The sequence below is a fragment of the Pseudomonas sp. P105 genome (assembly GCF_032614175.1).
GTDB classification, from domain to species: Bacteria; Pseudomonadota; Gammaproteobacteria; order Pseudomonadales; family Pseudomonadaceae; genus Aquipseudomonas; species Aquipseudomonas rhizophila.
In genome coordinates, this window is sequence record NZ_CP126693.1 from 4741093 (window position 1) to 4759062 (window position 17970).

The following is a 17970-nucleotide window of genomic DNA, read 5'->3' on the forward strand; positions in this document are numbered from 1 at the left end:
CCGCTATCGCGAGCAGGCTCGCTCCCACAGGGGATTTCGTCGCCTGGATCATCCCAACCCATGGCCCGTGCTAGCATATCGCGCCTATCTGGAGGACCCATGGCCGAACACGATTTCCGCTACACCCTGATGAACCCGCAACACACCCTGACCGAGGTCCGCGCCCTGGCGCCGGGCCGTTATCAGGTCACCGGCAACGGCGGTTCGATTCAGGCCAACGATGTGCTGCTCGTCACCCTCAAAGGCAGCAAGGATTTGTCCATGCGCCTGACCGTGGACACCGTTCGGCACTTGCTCAAGCCCATGGGTCAATGGACCGCCATGACCACCGGCCCGGTGTTCGGGGAGCTGGCGATCCACACCTGGCAGGTCAACTGCGACCGCTGCGCCAAGCAACTGAGCTTTGAATTTGCCGTCGACGCCAAGCTCGGCGTCAAGGCGCAGAAGCCGGCCGCCACCGCGCGCATTGCCGAGCTGGGCTGGACCACCGTCGGTGAAAAACACCTGTGCCCGACCTGCCAGGAAGCCGCCTGATGAAACGCCTGGCCCTGACCGCGCTGATCGGCGCCGGCCTGATGGGTTGCGCCGCCGAGCCGGTGCAATTGCAGCAAAACCGCAGCTACATCCTGGAATGGATTGGCGAACGGCCCTTGATGGACTACAGCAACCTGACCATCACCCTCGGGGACGACGGTCGAGCCTACGGCAACGGCGGCTGTAACCACTGGTTCGCGCCCTACACCCTGGAAGGCCACCGATTGAGCTTCGGCAAGATCGGCAGCACCCGCAAACTCTGCGCCCCGGCGCTGATGGAGCAGGAGACGCGCTTTTTGCAGGCCTTGGAAAAGGTCGAACGCTGGGACATCTCGCCCATCGAGCAAATGCGCTTCTGGCCGGCCCAGGGCAAGCCCCTGCGGTGGTGGCTGGAGGAAGGTTGAGACCCGTTAAAACACGGACATAGGTTGCACCCGTGGCGAGGGAGCTTGCTCCCGCTGGGCTGCGCAGCGGCCCCCTCTGTTCTATCTGAGATTGCGCGGGTGGCAGGTCACTTTTGGGGCTGCTTCGCAGCCCAGCGGGAGCAAGCTCCCTCGCCACAAAAGCCTCCTTGCCTCCTTGCTCATTGCCACAAAGAGGGGTTATTTGAACGCCTGCAACGCCTCAAGCTTGGCCATCACCCCCGCCGCCGTCTGTTCCCCCAGCATCTGCTCGCGCACCTTGCCCTGGTTGTCGATGATGTAAGTCACCGGTAACCCTTCGCTGCGCGGGATATCAAAAAAGTCGGCCGGGTCCCGGGCCAGCACGGTGAAGCCGATGCCCATTTTCTCGCTGGCGCTCTTGAGCTCCTCACCTTGCACCTGATCAAAATTGACCCCGAACACCCCCACGTTACGGCCCTTGAGCTGTTCGGCCAGGGCATTGAACTCGGGGATTTCGGTACGGCACGGTGCGCACCACTCGGCCCAGTAGTTGAGCACCACCCACTGTTTATCCAGCCGTTTTGAGGCGATAGCCTGACCGTTCTGGTCAACTCCGTAGTCATTCCCGCAGCCGGCGAGCAACAAAATCCCCATGAATGCCAGTGCCGTCGTCAATCGCCTTGCCATGTGCCAATCCTTGTATTGAATGTGAACGTCGGCGCGGCCCACCGTTTTCGAACGCGCCCGTCTCAGGTGCCTGGTACCTCGCGACACAGTAGAATAGCCGCCACCTTACGCAAGATGCGACCCGCTCATGACCGATCTGACGCTATATCACAACCCGCGCTGCTCCAAATCCCGCGGTGCGCTGGAACTGTTGGAGGCCCGTGGCCTGACGCCCACCGTGGTCCGCTACCTGGAAACCCCGCTCGACGCAGCGCAGTTGGAACGCCTGTTGGCCAAGCTCGGCATCACTGCCCGGCAACTGCTGCGCACCGGTGAGGACGAATACAAGACCCTGAACCTGGCCGATGAAAACCTGAGCCAGTCCCAACTGATCGCCGCCATCGCCGCTCACCCCAAACTCATGGAACGACCGATTCTGGAAACCGCTGACAAGGCCGTGATCGGGCGCCCGCCAGAGAAGATCCTGGAGATCCTGCCGTGAGCACACCGTACATTCTGGTGTTGTATTACAGCCGCAGTGGCTCGACCAACGAAATGGCCCGGCAGATCGCCCGGGGCATCGAGCAGGCCGGGCTGGAAGCGCGGTTGCGCACGGTGCCGGCAATTTCCGCCGAGTGCGATGCGGTATCGCCGGACATTCCCGAACAAGGCCCGCTGTACGCCAGCCTCGATGACCTGAAAAACTGCGCCGGCCTGGCCCTGGGCAGTCCGACCCGTTTCGGCAACATGGCCGCGCCGCTGAAATACTTTCTCGATGGCACCAGCAACCTGTGGCTGACCGGCGCCCTCGTGGGCAAGCCGGCGGGTGTGTTCACTTCCACCGCGAGCCTGCATGGCGGCCAGGAAACCACTTTGCTGTCGATGATGCTGCCGCTGTTGCACCACGGCATGCTGATCACCGGCCTGCCCTACAGCGAGTCAGCCTTGATCGAAACCGAGGGCGGAGGCACGCCGTACGGCCCGAGCCATCACGCCGGGGCCGACGGTAAAAGCGGCTTGAACGAACATGAAGTGGCGCTGTGCCGGGCACTGGGCTTGCGCCTGGCAAAAACCGCCCTACTGCTGGAGAACGGCCGTGGCTAAGAAGCCGAAAATCCTGCCGCCCATTCAGTGGCTGGAACCGCGGGTACGCATCGCCCGGGTCCTGAGCCTGCTGTGCTTTTTCGGGCTGGCGGGGTTGCTCTGTGTGTATTACCTGCTGATCGCCGACCTGCACGGCGCGCGCCCCTGGGTGATTCTGCTGATCGAGCTGGTGCCGCTGCTGATACTGGCGCCAGGCATGATCAGCGGCAGCCCCCGCGGGCATTCGTGGATGTGCTTTGTGGTAAACCTGTACTTCATCAAAGGCGCGCTGGCGGCCTATGACCCGAACCGACAGGTGTTCGGTTTGCTGGAAATGGCGGCGAGCGTGGCGGTGTTCTGCTCGGCGCTGCTGTATGTGCGCTGGCGGTTTCAGTTGAACCGGCGGTTGGCTGGAGAAGGCGAGATTTCCGTCGCCTGATAGATGGCTATCGCGAGCAGGCTCGCTCCCACATGAGATTTGTGGCGTTCACAGATCCCCTGTGGGAGCGAGCCTGCTCGCGATGCGGCCTCAATGATTGACGGTATACGCCAGCATCATCGAAATCTGGCTCATGGGCCTTCCACCACTCTCTTCATGCCACTGGTTGAAGGCCTGCTGCACCGTCGCCAGATCCCGCAGGCTGGTGGGAACTTTGTCGATGATGTCCTGCGCATTGAGCGCCGCCACCACGTCATAACTGGGCACAAAAGTGTCCTTGCCCATCATCCGCAGGAAACGCGGAGCCGACAGACCGCCCAGTTGATGGCCGTGCTTTTTCAGGTAGGTCCACAGGCCTACGATGTCGGTCACCGGCCAGTCGGCGATCAGCGCGCCAAAGCTGCCTTTTTCATGGGCCACGTCCAGTATCAATTGCGCGTTGCGCGGCACGCTCTTGAGCTTGCCCAAGTGACGGATGATCCGCGCGTCCTGCATCAGCCGCTCCAGGTGCTCGGCGCTCATCAGCACGACTTTTTCCGGGTCGAACTTGAAAAACACTTCCTCGAACGCCGGCCACTTGGCGTCCACCAGGCTGTGCTTGAGCCCGGCGCGAAACACCCGCAGCGCCATGGTCGAAAGGTAGCGGTCGTCGCTGATCTTGCGTAGTTGGGCCGGGGTCTTGGGAACAGGCAGGTGGGCTTCCAGTTCAGCCGCCGAACCGAAGCGGTTCAGACAATACTCGTGCAGCCACTTGTAATCGCGCATGCCCTCTCCTGGGGTCGGAAATGAAAACGGCGCTCTAAGTGGCCTGGCCACGAGCGCCGTGAATAGGAGCCGCTGAGTTCGTCAGAGGTTCACCACGTTGACGAATCGCGGCGTGGCGCTTTCGTCGATGCGCAGGTTGGTGAAGTCGAACAGGTTACGGTCCGCCAGTTGCGACGGAACGACGTTCTGCAAGCCGCGGAAAATGCTCTCGGTACGGCCCGGGGTCTTGCGCTCCCACTCCTGCAGCATCTCCTTGACCACCTGGCGTTGCAGGTTTTCCTGGGAGCCGCACAGGTTGCAAGGGATGATCGGGAACTGCTTGAAGTCTGAATAGGCCTGGATGTCTTTCTCGCTGCAGTAGGCCAGCGGGCGGATCACCACGTTGCGCCCGTCATCGGCGCGCAGCTTGGGCGGCATGGCTTTGAGCGAGCCGTTGTAGAACATGTTGAGGAAAAAGGTCTCGACGATGTCGTCACGGTGGTGCCCCAGGGCCATCTTGGTCGCGCCGATCTGGTCGGCAAAGGTGTAGAGCGTGCCACGACGCAGGCGTGAGCACAGCGAGCAGGTGGTCTTGCCTTCCGGGATCAGTTCCTTGACCACCGAATAGGTGTCCTTCTCGACGATGTGATATTCCACGCCCAGCGATTGAAGGTAGGCCGGTAACACATCCTCGGGGAAACCGGGCTGCTTCTGGTCCATGTTCACCGCGACAATGTCGAACTTGATCGGCGCAACCTTCTGCAAATGCATCAGCACATCGAGCAAGGTGTAGCTGTCCTTGCCGCCGGACAGGCAGACCATGACCTTGTCGCCGTCTTCAATCATATTGAAATCAGCGACCGCCTCACCGGCCTGGCGGCGCAGGCGCTTTTGCAGTTTGTTCTGGTTGACCGTAAGAGTGCCCATGACGCGAAATCCGTGAGGTGTGACGAAAGGCCGGCATTTTACGCAAAAAATCCCGAATATGGCACCGCCCCTGTGGCGAGGGAGCTTGCTCCCGCTGGGTTGCGAAGCAGCCCTCTGGGCTCGTCTGTTGGCGTCTGCTTCGCAGCCGAGCGGGAGCAAGCTCCCTCGCCACAGGAAATCTCTTGGCCATGGGAAGCGCTCACAGATCACGCCGCGATTAGCCTGCTCCTTTACAGCGCGATTTGCTCTAAGCCCCCCATCCCCCTGGCGAGAACTCCTTTCTATACTGCGACATAAGGTCGCACACACTTACAGACCTGTACTTACTCGGCCGTTTGGCCCGTAGGCGCTCCGTTGGGGGGCGATGGCAATAACAAAGGAGTGACTGACTATGATCCATCATGTCGTGGGGCTCTTTACCCACCCTGATCAAGAATGGAAAGAAATCCGTGGCGATCAGGAGGAAAGCATCAGCCACATGTACCTCACCCACACGCTGATCCTGGCGGCCATTCCCGCGGTATCGGCGTTTATCGGCACCACGCAGGTGGGATGGGTCATCGGCAACCGGCCTCCGGTGATGCTCACCCAGGAAAGTGCGCTGTGGATGACCATCATGTCGTACCTCGCCATGTTGGGCGGTGTGGCGGTGATGGGCGCCTTCGTGCACTGGATGGCTCGCACCTATGACGCCAACCCGAGCCTGGCGCGCTGCGTCGCATTCGCCACCTACACCGCGACCCCCTTGTTCATCGGCGGCCTGGCGGCGCTCTATCCGCACATGTGGCTGGGGATGATCGTCGGTACGGCAGCGATCTGCTACACCGTCTACCTGCTGTATGTGGGCCTGCCCACTTTCATGAATATTCCTCAGGACGAGGGTTTTCTGTTTTCCAGTTCGGTGCTTGCCGTGGGTCTGGTGGTGCTGGTGGCTATCATGGCGTTTACGGTGATTGTCTGGGGGCTGGGCGTCGGTCCGGTGTATACCAACTGAAGCGTTCGAACCCGCTCAGGGTTCCCTTCTGAAAACAAAGCAATATCTGCCAATACAGGCCGCCGCAAGGCGGCCTTCCTGTGTTTGGCGCTGGCGAAACGACCACTGGGCGTCTGGGCGATTCGCAACGGCCGGCGCTTGCGGCATACTCAAGCCTCTGGAGACCCGTACAGCATGCTTGAGCAACTCAATACCCGCGTCGAAGAGTGTTACCAACAAGCCGAAACCTTTTTCAAACGTCCTTTCAAACGTCCCGTGGTCAGCTTCAAATTGCGTGGCCAGAAGGCCGGTGTCGCGCACCTGCATGAGAATCTGCTGCGCTTCAATCCACAGTTGTACCGGGAAAACGCCGAAGACTTTCTCAAGCAGACCGTCGCCCACGAGGTTGCGCACCTGATTGCCCATCAGCTATTCGGCGAACGCATTCAGCCTCATGGTGAAGAGTGGCAACTGATCATGCGCGGCGTGTACGAACTGCCGCCCAACCGCTGCCATACCTACGAGATCAAGCGCCGCAGCGTGACCCGCTACATCTACAAATGCCCCTGCGACGGCAGCGACTTCCCCTTCTCGGCCCAGCGTCACAGCCTGGTACGTCAGGGGCGCCGCTATTTGTGCCGCAGTTGCCGCAATACCTTGGTGTTCAGTGGCGAGACTCGGGTGGAGTAGCTGGTTTTTGTGGCGTCTGGGCTGGCCCTTTCGCGAGCAAGCTCGCTCCCACACTGGATCTATAGCGCTCACAGAACCTCTGTGGGAGCGAGCTTGCTCGCGATGAGGCCCGAAAGAACGCTACAAAACCACCCCGGCATCGCGCAGTCGCGCAATCCGCTCAACACTAAACCCCAACTCTCCCAACACCTGATCCGTGTGCGCTCCCAGCCCCGCGCCAATATGCCGAGGCTCGGGCAAGCCCTGCGAGAACTTCAACGGACAGGCCATCTGCGCCTGGCTCGAGCCATCGCCACGAGGCACCAGGGTCACGACGTCCCGGGCCGCTAACTGGGGATGCCTGAGTGTTTCTTCCAGGCTCAGCACCGGTTCGACGCAAGCATCAACCCCCGCAAACAACCGGCACAGCTCAGCGAAATCATGCTTCTGGAATTCAGCCTGCAATTGCTGCTTTAGCTGCCGTTGCTGATCTGGATGGGGCGACAGCCCCTGGGCCGCCAGCTCCGGCCGTCCCAGGGTCTCGCACAACGCCTGCATGAAGACCGGCTCCAGGCTGCCCACCGACATCCAACGGCCATCCCGGGTGCGGTAATAGTCATAGAAGCTGCCACCGTTGAGCATCTGGTTTTCCCACTCAGGTGCCACGCCGCAGGCCAGATAACCGGCACCGGCCAAAGCGTTGAGGCTGAACACACAGTCGGTCATGCTCACGTCCAGATGCTGGCCCTGCCCGGTCTGCTGACGGGCGATCACCGCCGCCAACAGCCCGATCACCCCGTGCAGGGAACCACCGGCGATGTCCGCCGCCTGGATGCCCAGCGGCAATGGCCCGGCGTCGGCACGCCCAGTGTGGCTGGCCAGTCCCGCCAGGGCCAGGTAGTTGATGTCGTGGCCGGCGCGATCCTTGTAGGGACCGGTCTGGCCATAGCCGGTGATGGACACGTAGATCAATCGGGGATTGATCGCCTTCAAGGCTTCGTACCCCAGGCCCAGCCGCTCCATCACACCGGGGCGGAACTGTTCCAGCAGGATGTCGTGGTCGCCCAGCAACTGCTTGATCACCTCCAGCGCCGCCGGCTGCTTGAGGTCCAGGGCCAGGCTGCGCTTGTTGCGGTTGAGGTAGGCATGGCTGGCCGAGACGCCCTGATCATGGGGCGGCAGTATCCGTAACAGATCCGGGCGGGTCGGCGACTCGATGCGCAACACCTCGGCCCCCATGTCCGCCAGCAACAATGAGGCGAACGGGCCGGGCAGCAGGGTCGAGAAGTCCAGAACCTTGAGCGATGCCAGTGGGCCTTGCATGGGCGATCTCCGCGTGGTGATGCCCTCAAGACTAGGCAGGGGTTGGCGGTGGAGCAATTACCGCAGGTGTCAGTCTGGCTGACCATTGCGCTCAGCAACAGCATCCTCGACTGAAAAATCCCTCAAATAAAAAAACCCGCCGAAGCGGGTTTTTTATTGCAGCGAAAGGTTACTTCACAGCAGCAGGGGTTGGGCCTTCGGCCACGCCCAGGTCGTCTTCTTCACGGGTGTCGGAGATGCCGCGACCGCCGGAAGCCAGTTCGCTCTGCAACTGGTCTACGTCCAGTTCCTTGACCCACTTGGCAACCACGATGGTGGCCACAGCATTGCCCACCAGGTTGGTCAGGGCGCGGGCTTCGGACATGAAGCGATCGATACCCAGAATCAGCGCCAAGCCAGCTACCGGCAGATGACCCACAGCCGACAGGGTGGCCGCCAGCACGATGAAGCCGCTACCGGTCACGCCGGCAGCACCTTTGGACGACAGCAGCAGCACCAGCAACAGGGTGATCTGGTGAGTCAGGTCCATCGGCGTGTCAGTGGCCTGGGCGATGAACACCGCAGCCATGGTCAGGTAGATCGAAGTGCCGTCGAGGTTGAACGAGTAGCCGGTCGGGATCACCAGACCCACTACGGATTTCTGCGCGCCCAGACGCTCCATCTTGATCAGCATGCGTGGCAGGGCCGATTCCGACGAGGAAGTACCCAGCACGATCAGCAGTTCTTCACGGATGTAACGGATCAGCTTGACGACACTGAAGCCGTGGGCCCGGCAGATGGCGCCCAGCACCACCAGGACGAACACCACACAGGTGATGTAGAAGCAGATCATCAACTGGCCCAATTGCACCAGCGAACCGACACCGTAGGCGCCGATGGTGAACGCCATGGCACCGAACGCACCGACGGGCGCCAGTTTCATGATCATGTTGATGATGTTGAACATCACGTGGGCGAAGCGATCGATGAAGTCCAGCACCGGCTTGCCGTAGGCACCCAGGCGATGCAGGGCGAAACCGAAGATCACCGAGAACATCAGCACTTGCAGGATATCGCCATTGGCGAACGCGCCGACGATGGTGTTCGGGATCACGTTGAGGATGAAGGCCACGATGCTCTGGTCTTTACCAGCCGAGATGTAACCGGCGATCTTGCTGGTGTCCAGGGTCGTCACATCGATGTGCATGCCGGCGCCCGGTTGCACGACGTTGACCACGACCAGACCGATCAACAGGGCGATCGTGGAGACGATTTCGAAGTACAGCAGCGCGTAGCCACCGGTCTTGCCCACCGACTTCATGTTCTGCATGCCGGCAATACCGCTGACAACGGTACAGAAGATGATGGGGGCGATGACCATTTTGATCAGTTTGATGAATCCGTCACCCAGCGGTTTGAGGGCAACGCCGGTCTGCGGATAGAAGTGGCCGAGCAAAATGCCGATGGCAATGGCTACGATCACCTGGAAATACAGGGATTTGTACAGTGGCTGACGAGTCGTCATGGCAAACCTTCCTCAAGCGTCCCGTGTGACAACATCCACCTGTCGTCCACGAAACCTCAATTGCGAACCCTCCTGCACTGGAGGGATTTGTTTTGGCGGCTGCACGGCGGCAGACCTGCGGATGCCTATCGCAAGGCCCATGCCATTTTCCGGAAAATGCCTACAACCCTTGAACCACAAGGGCTACACGTTGTTAAACAGACCTGAACAGCCAGACGCAGATGGCGGATTCCCGCCCACAGAGCCGTTCCCGCTCCGGGATTTGGCGGATATCCGCCTTGTCGAGCTGAGGGCCCCTGCTACCATCGGCAGCTCAATAAACGGATTCCTGCCATGCGCCAACGCACCATCGCCAGCCACTTCGCCCGCGCCGCCCTGGGTGGTGCGCGCCGGCAAGGTTTCGATTACGTTACCTTGTTGCAACAGCTGGGCATCAGCCCCGAGCTGTTGGACGAGCCGCGAGCACGCATCGCGCCAGCGCAGTTCGCCAGCCTGTTGCAGGCCCTGCGGCTGGCACTGGGGGACGAGTATCTGGGGTTTGGTCTGGCCCCCAGTAAACCCGGGACGTTTGCCATGATGTGTCACGCGTTGATCCACTGCCGGACCCTGGGCAAGGCACTTCAGCGCGGGTTGTTGTTCTACAGCCTGTTCCCCGACGCCCCGAGCCTGACGCTTGAGGCCGAAGGGGAACGGGTGCGCTTGAACCTGGATGAATCGACACTGCGTGACCCCGACCATTTCCTGGCTGAAAGTCTGCTGGTGATCTGGCATCGCCTCGGCAGTTGGCTGATCGGCCAGCGGATCGGTCTGGAACAGGCGACCTTCAGCTATGCCAAGCCCGCCCATGGGGCCGAGTACGATCTGTTGTTCCCCTGTCCGCTGGTGTTCCAGGCGCAACGTTGCAGCCTGTTGTTCCACAGTCGCTACCTGGATATGCCGTTGCTGCAGGACGAACGAACCCTCAAACACTTTCTCGAACACTCCCCCGCCGACCTGCTGTCACGCCCTGACGATGGCAACAGCCTGAGCAGCCAGCTACGCCGCCTGCTCAGCCGCGACGCCGCACGCTGGCCGGATCTGGACACCGTCGCCGCCCATCTGCACATCAGTCCACAGACGTTGCGCCGGCATCTGCGGGAGGAAGGCACCAGCTTCCAGGAACTCAAGGATCAGCTGCGGCGGGATATCGCCATCTACCATCTGGGGCGCGCGGACCTGTCGTTGCAGCAGATTGCCGAACAGCTGGGATTCTCTGAACCGTCGGCGTTTCACCGGGCATTCAAGAAATGGACGGGGGTGACGCCGGGGGCTTATCGGGAGCAGGAGAGTTGATGGAGGGGCTGCTGATTTTCAGTGGACACACAACCCGCGCGCCCCTCAGATCAAAATGTGGGAGCTTGGCTTGCCCGCGATGGCGCCCTTGAGACCGCCATCGCGGGCAAGTCATGCTCCCACAGGTCTGATTCCAGCAGGTATCCGTTAGCAGTCAAAGCACCGGAAAATGAATCCGAAATGCCGCCCCGCCCAACTCTGAATCCCCCAGGGTCAACCGGGCGCCGTAGCTTTCGATGATGTCTTTGACCACCGCCAGCCCAATGCCCTGCCCCGGATGCTGGCGATCCAGCCGCTCGCCACGCTGCAGAATCCGTGCGCGTTGATCCGGCGGCACACCTGGCCCGTCATCCTCGACACACAATTCAATACCGCCGAGGGTCTGATGCACGCTGATGCGCACCTCGCCCAGGCACAGCCGATAGGCGTTTTCCAACAGATTGCCGAGCATTTCCAGCAAGGCGCCCTGCTCGATCGGCACATGGCACTGCTCCGGCAGATCGAAGCTGACGTGGACGCGCTTGTCGCGATAGACCTTGTCCAGCGTATCGCACAGGCTTTGCAGCACCGGGCGCAAGCGCACCTGATGGCGCACCAGGCCACTTTTGCGCAGGCTGGCGCGCTGCAACTGATAGCCGATCTGCTGGCTCATGCGCTCGATCTGGCTTTGCAGCACCCAGGCCTGTCCACGATCTTCGGTGCGCCGGGCCATGTCTTCACTCACGCCTTGCAACACCGCCAGCGGGGTTTTCAGGCTATGGGCCAGGTCATCGAGGGAGTCACGATAGCGGCTGCGCTGCTCCCGCTCGCCATGCAACAGGCGGTTGAGGGAACCGGTCAAGCGCAGCAGCTCCCGGGGGTGCTCGGTGCTGAGACTTTCTCGGCTGCCGCTTTCGATTTCGTCCAGTTCCTGGCTCAGGCGCCTCAACGCGCGAAGTCCCCAGCTCAGGCCAATCCACAACAGGGCCAACAACACTGCCAGCGCAGCACCGAAGCCCAGGTAGAGATTTTCCCGCAGGCCGTCGAGCGTCACTTCGTAATCGCGCACCGGTTGCAGGGTGACGAAACTGAACGCCGCGCTCTGGCCACCGAGCAGTTTGACTTCGACGTCGTAGACGAAAAACTCCTGGCCGTTGTCTTCGCGGATACGCGCGAACTGATTGCCCTGGCCGTCGTAGCGCGGCGTGTAATTGATGTTCTCTTCCCGAGTGGCCTTGGACCGCCACACCAGACGCCCGTCGCGATCATAGATGTAGCCCAGCAGACGGGCGTCGGCGAGGTTAAAGCGCTCATCGGGCAATTGCGCCGGCATCTTCAAGCGGTTGTTTTCCACGCGGGCAGCGGAAATGAGCGTGGTCACGTCCGACGCCAGGCGTTGTTCGATGGACTCCTGCAGGGCCAGGCTGAACGCGCCTTGCATGGCCGGCAGCAGTGCCAGCATGAACAACACCGCCAGGGTCATGGCGGCCAGCATCAACCGCAGCCGTAGCGAACGAATCACTGGCAACGCTCGTTGAACAGGTAACCCAGGCCACGCACGGTTTCGATCGGTTTGAAGCCGGCCGGGGCTTCCAGTTTGCGCCGCAGACGCCCCACTAGCACTTCGATGACATTGGGGTCACGCTCGTCGTCATCCGGGTAAAGCTGCTCCATCAAGCGGTCCTTGGCGACCACCTGCTGATGATGGCGCATCAGGTATTCAAGGATGCGGTATTCATAGGCCGTCAGCGCCAACGCTTCCTCACCCAGGGACGCTTGCTTGCGATTGAGGTCCAACAGCAACGGACCGGCCACGATGGTCGACTGGGTGAAACCACTGGAACGGCGCAACAACGCGTTCAGGCGGGCCTCCAGCTCTTCGAACTGAAACGGCTTGACCACGTAGTCGTCGGCACCGGCGGCCAGACCTTCAACCTTGTCCTGCCAGTTGCCGCGGGCAGTCAGGATCAGGATCGGGAAGGTCTTGTCCTGGGAGCGCAACCGGCGGATCAGCTCCAGCCCGCTGATGCCCGGCAAGCCCAGGTCGATCACCGCCAGGTCGTGATTGAATTGCGCGACCTGATACAAGGCCTCCTCGGCATTGGCCACGGCCTGCACCACATGGCCGCTGTCGGTCAGACGGGTCTGCAGGTGATGGCGCAGCAAGGCTTCGTCTTCGACGACCAGTAATTTCATGGGGCTCTCCCAGGCAAATCGAACAGTCCAGTCATGCACATCGGTTTACGAGAAGCGGCGCCGGATCGTCTTGGGCCGATCCGGCTGACCACGCTCACCTTCCAGCCTTAGAACGTGTAGTTGGCCGAAAGATAAGTCTGGGCACTGCTGGTCAGGTCCAGCGATCCCACCTTGCCACCTGCGTGGGGGCTCATCTCGGTGCTGGCGTTGCTGCGCAGGTAACGGTAACCCAGTTCCAGCGAGGTGTTTTGTGAAACCTTCTGCAGGATGCCGGCCTGCAAGCCCACCGCGTAGCCGATATCGCTGTCACGGCTATAGCCGGGGGAGTCCTGGGTCAGTTTGGTCAGGCCCGCCGTACCGCCGCCGAACAGCTTGGTGCTGCCGGTGACCGGATAGAACATATCGTAACTGCCCAGCAGGTTTTCCTGGCGCAATTTAATGCCATTGTGAGTGCCCGAAACGTTGTCGTACGTGGCGTAGTAGCGACCCTGGTCGTTTTGCCGGCCCAGTCGGACGCCATAGGTGGTGTCCTTGCCGATGATACCGTCGGCGTTCGGGTGATTGAGGTTAGCGTTCAGCGCGTCGGACTTCTTGACCTTGTCGCTGGTCTGGCCGAGGGTCAGGCTGGCGAAGTTGTCATCGGCGTGGGCCATGGCGCTGGCGCCCAGCACCGTGAAAGCCAACAGCAGAGTTTTCATGTGAGTCATGTTCAAGCTCCTGTGCAACGTGGGTGGTTTGTGAAGTCACAGCCACGTTAACCAACCGTCCCTGAATGGCCCTTGAACGTTCTCTGAACCTGCGCTGAATGAATCGGCTAAAGTGTTCTGTCTCACCCCCTGCACTTATCAAGGAGATCCGTCATGCACAGGTTGCTTGCTGTTGTACTTCTGGCCTTTAGCGCCGCGAGCCACGCCGCCATCCAGACCCAGGAGATTCCCTACACCAGTGCCGACGGCACCAAACTGATGGGTTACTACGCTTACGACGACGCGGTCAAAGGCCCGCGCCCGGGCGTGGTGGTGGTACATGAATGGTGGGGGCTGAACGATTATTCCAAGCGCCGCGCCCGTGACCTCGCGGGCCTGGGCTACAGCGCGCTGGCCATCGACATGTACGGCGACGGCAAGAACACCGAGCACCCCAAGGACGCCATGGCGTTCATGCAGGCGGCTCTCAAGGACGGCAAGGCGGCCAGTGCGCGGTTCCAGGCCGGCCTCGACCTGCTGAAGAAACAACCCCATACCGACCCGGACAAAATCGCCGCCATCGGTTACTGCTTCGGCGGCAAAGTGGTGCTGGATGCGGCGCGCCAGGGTGTTCCACTGGCCGGCGTGGTGAGTTTCCACGGCGCGCTGGTCACCAATACCCCGGCAACACCGGGCAGCGTCAAGGCCAAGGTCCTGGTCGAACATGGCGCACTGGACAGCATGGTCACCCCGGACAACGTCACCGCGTTCAAGAGCGAAATGGACAAGGCCGGTGCCGACTACACCTTCGTCAACCTTGAAGGCGCCAAGCACGGCTTCAGCAACCCCGACGCCGACCGCCTGGGTCACGGCGAACATGGCGGGCCGGATATTGGCTACAACAAGCAAGCCGATGAAAAGTCCTGGGCGGACATGCAGAAGTTCTTCAAGAAGATTTTTGGCTGAACCCCATCCTTCAGCTGAAACACCCCCCTGTGGCGAGGGAGCAAGCTCCCTCGCCACAAAAGCCTCACCCGCTCACAATCTTTATGCCCCACTACCCAGCCTCAAGCCAACCCGGCAAAATGCCGGGCATGAACGCTCTCCCCGCCCTGCCCGCCTGCTGCACGCCCCTGGACGATCAATGGCTGTTGCCTCAAGTCCTGCCCGATACCCTGCTGCTGAGCACCCGCTTCGATCCGTTGCTGCTAAGCGCTGATGATTTTCCGAACAGTGCCATCGAGCCGCCCGCGAGCATCCAGCGTTCGGTGGCCAAGCGTCAGGCGGAATTTCTTGCCGGGCGGATCTGCGCCCGAGCGGCCCTTCATCAGTTGGACGGCCAGACGTGCGTGCCGGCCATCGGTGACGACCGCGCCCCGGTATGGCCGGCCCATGTCAGTGGCTCGATCACCCACAGCACCGGCCGGGCCGCGGCCATCGTCGCCAGAAAACACCACTGGCAAGGGCTGGGCATGGACCTGGAAAACCTGCTCGATCCCGAGCGGGCCGAGCGCCTGGCCGGTGAAATCCTCACCCCGCCGGAACTGCTGCGCATGGCCGCGACCGCGCAAGATGACCGAGCATTGCTGGTGACCCTGACCTTTTCCGTGAAGGAAAGCCTGTTCAAGGCGCTGTACCCGATCGTCAGGCAGCGCTTTTATTTCGAACATGCCCAAGTGCTGGAATGGACCCACAGCGGACAGGTTCGGCTGCAGTTGCTCACCGACCTGTCGGCCGAGTGGCGTCATGGCAGTGAACTGTCGGCGCAGTTTGGTGTGAAGGATGGGCAGTTGTTGAGTCTGGTGGGGATCAAGGCCTGAGATTTGTCGCGTTTTTCAGGCCCTCATCGCGAGCAGGCTCGCTCCCACAGGAGACTGCATTTCAATGTGGGAGCGAGCCTGCTCGCGATAAGGCCCGCACAGGCGCCACACCTTCAAGACCTGTCCTGATGCCGCGGCCAGCTCAAGCTGAAGCAGGCCCCACCCAGACTCTTGCTCTTGCCGATCAACGCCCGGCCATCGTGCCAGTGGATGATCCGCCGCACGATCGACAACCCCAACCCATGACCACCTGAAGCACGGGCACGGCTGTCGTCCAGGCGCAGGAAGGGCTTGAAGATCCGCTCCCACGCCGCCTCCGGCACGCCGGGCCCGTCGTCCTCGACGTCCACCCGACAACGCAACTGACCCACCTGGTAACTGACCGTCACCCGGGAGCTGGCGTGACGCATCGCATTGCTCACCAGGTTCTGCAGGGCCCGATGCAGGAAGCGCGGCTCGGCCTCGACCCAGGCACCATCGCAATCAGCGGCAGACAGGCACAGGCCGCGCTCGACCGTAATCCCGGCCCGAAGCGGTCCCAACTCTTCAATGACCTGATTGACCAGCGCATCCAGATCCACGCGCTGGAAGTTCAGGGCCGGCGATCCCTGCTCCAGTCGCGCATAGGTCAGCATCTCGTCCACCAGCCGATCCAGGTCTTCGATGTCGTGATCCATGCCCGCCAGGTATTTGTCCCGGGCCTGGGGCGTGGTAGCGCTGCCGATCATCTCCAGGCCAAAACGCAGGCGCGCCACCGGGGTGCGCAGCTCATGGGACACCGCACGCACCAGCTCCCGCTGAATCGCCAACAACTGCTGCAAGTGTTCGGCCATGCCATTGAACGCGGCGGCCAATCGCCCTACCGAGTCAGCACCGCGAGCCGGCACCCGGGTTTCCAGGCTGCCCTGGGCGATCTGGGTGGCGGCCGATTCCAGACCACGCAGGCGCCGCTCCAACTGGCGCACCAACAGGTAAACGATCAGCCCGATCAGGCTCAACCCCAGCGCCGCGATCAGCACCAGCCACTCAGGCGGATAAGGGTTCATCTGGTACAACGGGCCGATTTCCAGCACCCACGGCGTACCGACCATGCCGGCGAACACCCGGATCGAGTCACCGCCCTTGCCCAGCGCCATGACCGTGTCGCCCTCGGCCACGCGCCGACGCTGGTCTTCGTCCATGTCCGCCTGCGTAATGGGCATCAGCCGCAGGTCAAACCCGAAGCCTTTTTCCTGCTTGAGTTGCGCCAGGCGTTCAGGCTGCTCGGCCACCGGGTAACGCACCAACTCATCGGCCAGCAGGTAGATAGTTGCCCGGGCCAGTTGCTCGCTGATCTGACGGACCTCCCCGACCAGCATCAGTTTTTCAGCGTCGCTGACCAGCCGATAAACTTTCGCCGCATGGGGCCCGGTCTGCTCCACCAGGGCCTGGCCGCGCATGACACGGGTGCGCTGGCCGAGATCCAGATCGGTCTGGGCGTAAGTCTGCAACGCCAGGGGAATGCCCAGCAGGCGTTCCCACACCGCCAGGGCCCGGCGTCGCTCGGTGTCGTTCATGGGCCGCAGATTATCGGCCATCAAGGAAAACGTGCCGTGGGCCAGACGCTCGCGGTACTGCTCACTGCGAGTCTGGTTCAGCAAGTGCAGGGCCAGCACGCCGAGCACCGCCACCAGCACCAGGGCCGCGCACATGCCGCCGTAAATGCGCAGGAAGATCGAGTTCACGACGTCGGGTCTACGCAAGCTTCAGGAACGAACAGATAACCCTTGCTGCGGATGGTCTTGATCAGCCGTGGATGGTCCGGGTCGTCGCCGATCTTGGGACGGATGCGCGAGATGCGCACGTCGATGGAGCGGTCCTGGCCGTCATAACCGATGCCACGCAGGGCGGTGAAGATCTCTTCCCGGGACAGGATGCGCCCGGCGTTGGACACCAGCAGCCACAACAGATCGAACTCGGCACTGGTCAGCTCGATGCCGTGGTCTTGCAGCCAGGCTTCGCGCAAGGCGTTGTCCACTACCAGCGGGCCGAATTGCAAGCGCCGTGGCTTTTGCGACGTGGCCGGTTCCGGTTCGCTGCGTCGCAACAGGGCCTGGACGCGGGCCAAGAGCAAGCGTGGCCGCACCGGCTTGCAGACGTAATCGTCGGCGCCCAGGTCCAGGCCCTGGATCTGATCGGTGTCGTCGGTGCGGGCGGTGAGCATCAGGATCGGCCCGTCGTAATGCTCGCGCACCTTGCGGCAGATGCTCAGGCCGTCCTCGCCGGGCAGCATCAGGTCGAGGATCACCAGGTCCGGCTGCTCGGCAATGATCCGCGCCGCCGCCACCGCACCGTTGCCTTCAATGGCAACGCGCAGGCCGTTGCTTTCCAGGTACTCGCGAGTCAGCTCGGCCAGCCGCTGGTCATCCTCGACGATCAATACCTGCCAGGCTTCTTGTTCCACGGGGGGCCTCGTCTTGTTGTGTATATAGAAGAAAGGATAGGCACCTGACTTGTGGCGAGGGAGCAAGCTCCCTCGCCACAAAACGTCCGCTCCAAATATAGAATCCGGATCCTCCCGTCTTTTTGTCATGTTAAAGGAGGATAAGCATGCCCATGCACGGGCCGATTGTATAAACGCCGGCCCTGCATAAAACAAGCGGACAAATGCGTTCGGTCGCGCGGGACTTGTGTGGTAACGTCCGCGCCCGCAAAAACCATCGGGCTGTTTTC

Annotated in this window: 20 protein-coding genes; 10 read left to right on the top strand and 10 right to left on the bottom strand. The window is 61.7% G+C overall.

The window, feature by feature from the left end; genetic code table 11:
* Positions 1 to 99: 99 nt before the first annotated feature.
* Together QOM08_RS21295 and QOM08_RS21300 are read left to right on the top strand one after the other, a co-directional pair.
* Positions 100 to 534, top strand: a complete 435-nt coding sequence (locus QOM08_RS21295) for a hypothetical protein (protein WP_047228735.1) — start codon at positions 100 to 102, stop codon at positions 532 to 534.
* Positions 534 to 938, top strand: a complete 405-nt coding sequence (locus tag QOM08_RS21300; protein WP_047228736.1) for an META domain-containing protein — start codon at positions 534 to 536, stop codon at positions 936 to 938. The genes QOM08_RS21295 and QOM08_RS21300 overlap by 1 nt, the downstream gene beginning before the upstream one ends.
* Positions 939 to 1136: 198 nt before the next feature.
* Here the strand turns inward: QOM08_RS21300 and QOM08_RS21305 are convergent, their stop codons facing one another.
* A complete protein-coding gene (locus tag QOM08_RS21305; RefSeq protein WP_047228737.1) occupies positions 1137 to 1604 on the bottom strand; it encodes a TlpA family protein disulfide reductase in 468 nt (155 codons plus the stop codon).
* A gap of 127 nt (positions 1605 to 1731) precedes the next feature.
* Between QOM08_RS21305 and arsC the strand changes: the two genes are divergently transcribed.
* Genes arsC through QOM08_RS21320 form a run of 3 tightly spaced genes read left to right on the top strand, consistent with a single transcriptional unit; the run spans position 1732 to position 3105 of the window.
* Positions 1732 to 2085 carry an arsenate reductase (glutaredoxin) gene (arsC, locus tag QOM08_RS21310; protein WP_047228738.1) on the top strand — a complete coding sequence of 118 codons (354 nt, stop codon included), beginning with the start codon at positions 1732 to 1734 and terminating at the stop codon, positions 2083 to 2085.
* Positions 2082 to 2687 carry an NAD(P)H:quinone oxidoreductase gene (gene wrbA, locus QOM08_RS21315; protein ID WP_316912095.1) on the top strand — a complete coding sequence of 202 codons (606 nt, stop codon included), beginning with the start codon at positions 2082 to 2084 and terminating at the stop codon, positions 2685 to 2687. The genes arsC and wrbA overlap by 4 nt, the downstream gene beginning before the upstream one ends.
* A complete protein-coding gene (locus tag QOM08_RS21320; RefSeq protein ID WP_316912096.1) occupies positions 2680 to 3105 on the top strand; it encodes a DUF2069 domain-containing protein in 426 nt (141 codons plus the stop codon). The genes wrbA and QOM08_RS21320 overlap by 8 nt, the downstream gene beginning before the upstream one ends.
* A 90-nt stretch (positions 3106 to 3195) precedes the next feature.
* Here the strand turns inward: QOM08_RS21320 and QOM08_RS21325 are convergent, their stop codons facing one another.
* Together QOM08_RS21325 and ttcA are read right to left on the bottom strand one after the other, a co-directional pair.
* Positions 3196 to 3870, bottom strand: coding sequence for a DNA-3-methyladenine glycosylase I (locus tag QOM08_RS21325; protein WP_076383753.1), 675 nt, complete (start codon positions 3868 to 3870; stop codon positions 3196 to 3198).
* 81 nt (positions 3871 to 3951) lie between these two features.
* Entirely contained in the window at positions 3952 to 4776 is an 825-nt protein-coding gene (gene ttcA / locus QOM08_RS21330; RefSeq protein ID WP_047228742.1) for a tRNA 2-thiocytidine(32) synthetase TtcA, read from the bottom strand.
* A gap of 391 nt (positions 4777 to 5167) precedes the next feature.
* Here ttcA and QOM08_RS21335 point away from each other — a divergent pair, with 391 nt between their 5' ends.
* The gene (locus tag QOM08_RS21335) at positions 5168 to 5770 is read left to right on the top strand and encodes a Yip1 family protein (RefSeq protein WP_047228743.1); all 603 of its coding nucleotides are present in this window, start codon (positions 5168 to 5170) and stop codon (positions 5768 to 5770) included.
* 174 nt (positions 5771 to 5944) lie between these two features.
* Positions 5945 to 6439 carry a SprT family zinc-dependent metalloprotease gene (locus tag QOM08_RS21340; RefSeq protein WP_047228744.1) on the top strand — a complete coding sequence of 165 codons (495 nt, stop codon included), beginning with the start codon at positions 5945 to 5947 and terminating at the stop codon, positions 6437 to 6439.
* Between the two features lie 120 nt (positions 6440 to 6559).
* Here QOM08_RS21340 and QOM08_RS21345 read toward each other — a convergent pair whose 3' ends face one another.
* Both QOM08_RS21345 and QOM08_RS21350 read right to left on the bottom strand, forming a co-directional pair.
* Positions 6560 to 7741, bottom strand: a complete 1182-nt coding sequence (locus QOM08_RS21345) for a CaiB/BaiF CoA-transferase family protein (protein ID WP_316912097.1) — start codon at positions 7739 to 7741, stop codon at positions 6560 to 6562.
* A 169-nt stretch (positions 7742 to 7910) separates the two neighbouring features.
* Entirely contained in the window at positions 7911 to 9245 is a 1335-nt protein-coding gene (locus tag QOM08_RS21350; RefSeq protein ID WP_047228746.1) for a dicarboxylate/amino acid:cation symporter, read from the bottom strand.
* A gap of 333 nt (positions 9246 to 9578) precedes the next feature.
* Here QOM08_RS21350 and QOM08_RS21355 point away from each other — a divergent pair, with 333 nt between their 5' ends.
* On the top strand, positions 9579 to 10577 hold the full coding sequence (locus tag QOM08_RS21355; protein WP_316912098.1) for an AraC family transcriptional regulator: 999 nt from the start codon (positions 9579 to 9581) through the stop codon (positions 10575 to 10577).
* 154 nt (positions 10578 to 10731) lie between these two features.
* On the opposite strand, the gene QOM08_RS21360 is transcribed toward QOM08_RS21355, so the two are convergent.
* The 3 genes from QOM08_RS21360 to QOM08_RS21370 form a co-directional block, all read right to left on the bottom strand.
* A complete protein-coding gene (locus QOM08_RS21360; protein WP_047228748.1) occupies positions 10732 to 12078 on the bottom strand; it encodes an ATP-binding protein in 1347 nt (448 codons plus the stop codon).
* Complete coding sequence (locus QOM08_RS21365) at positions 12075 to 12752, bottom strand: response regulator (RefSeq protein ID WP_047228749.1); 678 nt, start codon at positions 12750 to 12752, stop codon at positions 12075 to 12077. The genes QOM08_RS21360 and QOM08_RS21365 overlap by 4 nt, the downstream gene beginning before the upstream one ends.
* 107 nt (positions 12753 to 12859) lie before the next feature.
* Positions 12860 to 13459 (bottom strand): hypothetical protein, encoded by a 600-nt coding sequence (locus QOM08_RS21370; protein ID WP_107321731.1) that lies wholly within the window; start codon positions 13457 to 13459, stop codon positions 12860 to 12862.
* Between the two features lie 153 nt (positions 13460 to 13612).
* On the opposite strand from QOM08_RS21370, the gene QOM08_RS21375 reads away from it, so the two are divergent.
* Both QOM08_RS21375 and QOM08_RS21380 read left to right on the top strand, forming a co-directional pair.
* Positions 13613 to 14404 (top strand): dienelactone hydrolase family protein, encoded by a 792-nt coding sequence (locus tag QOM08_RS21375; protein ID WP_047228751.1) that lies wholly within the window; start codon positions 13613 to 13615, stop codon positions 14402 to 14404.
* A gap of 128 nt (positions 14405 to 14532) precedes the next feature.
* Entirely contained in the window at positions 14533 to 15258 is a 726-nt protein-coding gene (locus tag QOM08_RS21380) for a 4'-phosphopantetheinyl transferase (protein WP_218277734.1), read from the top strand.
* 113 nt (positions 15259 to 15371) lie between these two features.
* Here the strand turns inward: QOM08_RS21380 and QOM08_RS21385 are convergent, their stop codons facing one another.
* Positions 15372 to 16982, bottom strand: coding sequence for an ATP-binding protein (locus QOM08_RS21385; protein ID WP_047228753.1), 1611 nt, complete (start codon positions 16980 to 16982; stop codon positions 15372 to 15374).
* Positions 16979 to 17701, bottom strand: coding sequence for a response regulator (locus tag QOM08_RS21390; RefSeq protein ID WP_047228754.1), 723 nt, complete (start codon positions 17699 to 17701; stop codon positions 16979 to 16981). Before QOM08_RS21390 ends, QOM08_RS21385 begins: the two co-directional genes overlap by 4 nt.
* Positions 17702 to 17970: the final 269 nt, after the last annotated feature.

Coding starts and splice junctions, on each gene's coding strand:
- QOM08_RS21335 (WP_047228743.1), top strand. CDS start 5,168: ATGATCCATCATGTCGTGGGGCTCTTTACCCACCCTGATCAAGAATGG.
- QOM08_RS21355 (WP_316912098.1), top strand. CDS start 9,579: ATGCGCCAACGCACCATCGCCAGCCACTTCGCCCGCGCCGCCCTGGGT.
- QOM08_RS21325 (WP_076383753.1), bottom strand. CDS start 3,870: ATGCGCGATTACAAGTGGCTGCACGAGTATTGTCTGAACCGCTTCGGT.
- QOM08_RS21350 (WP_047228746.1), bottom strand. CDS start 9,245: ATGACGACTCGTCAGCCACTGTACAAATCCCTGTATTTCCAGGTGATC.
- QOM08_RS21370 (WP_107321731.1), bottom strand. CDS start 13,459: ATGACTCACATGAAAACTCTGCTGTTGGCTTTCACGGTGCTGGGCGCC.
- QOM08_RS21305 (WP_047228737.1), bottom strand. CDS start 1,604: ATGGCAAGGCGATTGACGACGGCACTGGCATTCATGGGGATTTTGTTG.
- arsC (WP_047228738.1), top strand. CDS start 1,732: ATGACCGATCTGACGCTATATCACAACCCGCGCTGCTCCAAATCCCGC.
- QOM08_RS21295 (WP_047228735.1), top strand. CDS start 100: ATGGCCGAACACGATTTCCGCTACACCCTGATGAACCCGCAACACACC.
- QOM08_RS21345 (WP_316912097.1), bottom strand. CDS start 7,741: ATGCAAGGCCCACTGGCATCGCTCAAGGTTCTGGACTTCTCGACCCTG.
- QOM08_RS21375 (WP_047228751.1), top strand. CDS start 13,613: ATGCACAGGTTGCTTGCTGTTGTACTTCTGGCCTTTAGCGCCGCGAGC.
- QOM08_RS21340 (WP_047228744.1), top strand. CDS start 5,945: ATGCTTGAGCAACTCAATACCCGCGTCGAAGAGTGTTACCAACAAGCC.
- QOM08_RS21380 (WP_218277734.1), top strand. CDS start 14,533: ATGAACGCTCTCCCCGCCCTGCCCGCCTGCTGCACGCCCCTGGACGAT.
- ttcA (WP_047228742.1), bottom strand. CDS start 4,776: ATGGGCACTCTTACGGTCAACCAGAACAAACTGCAAAAGCGCCTGCGC.
- QOM08_RS21300 (WP_047228736.1), top strand. CDS start 534: ATGAAACGCCTGGCCCTGACCGCGCTGATCGGCGCCGGCCTGATGGGT.
- QOM08_RS21365 (WP_047228749.1), bottom strand. CDS start 12,752: ATGAAATTACTGGTCGTCGAAGACGAAGCCTTGCTGCGCCATCACCTG.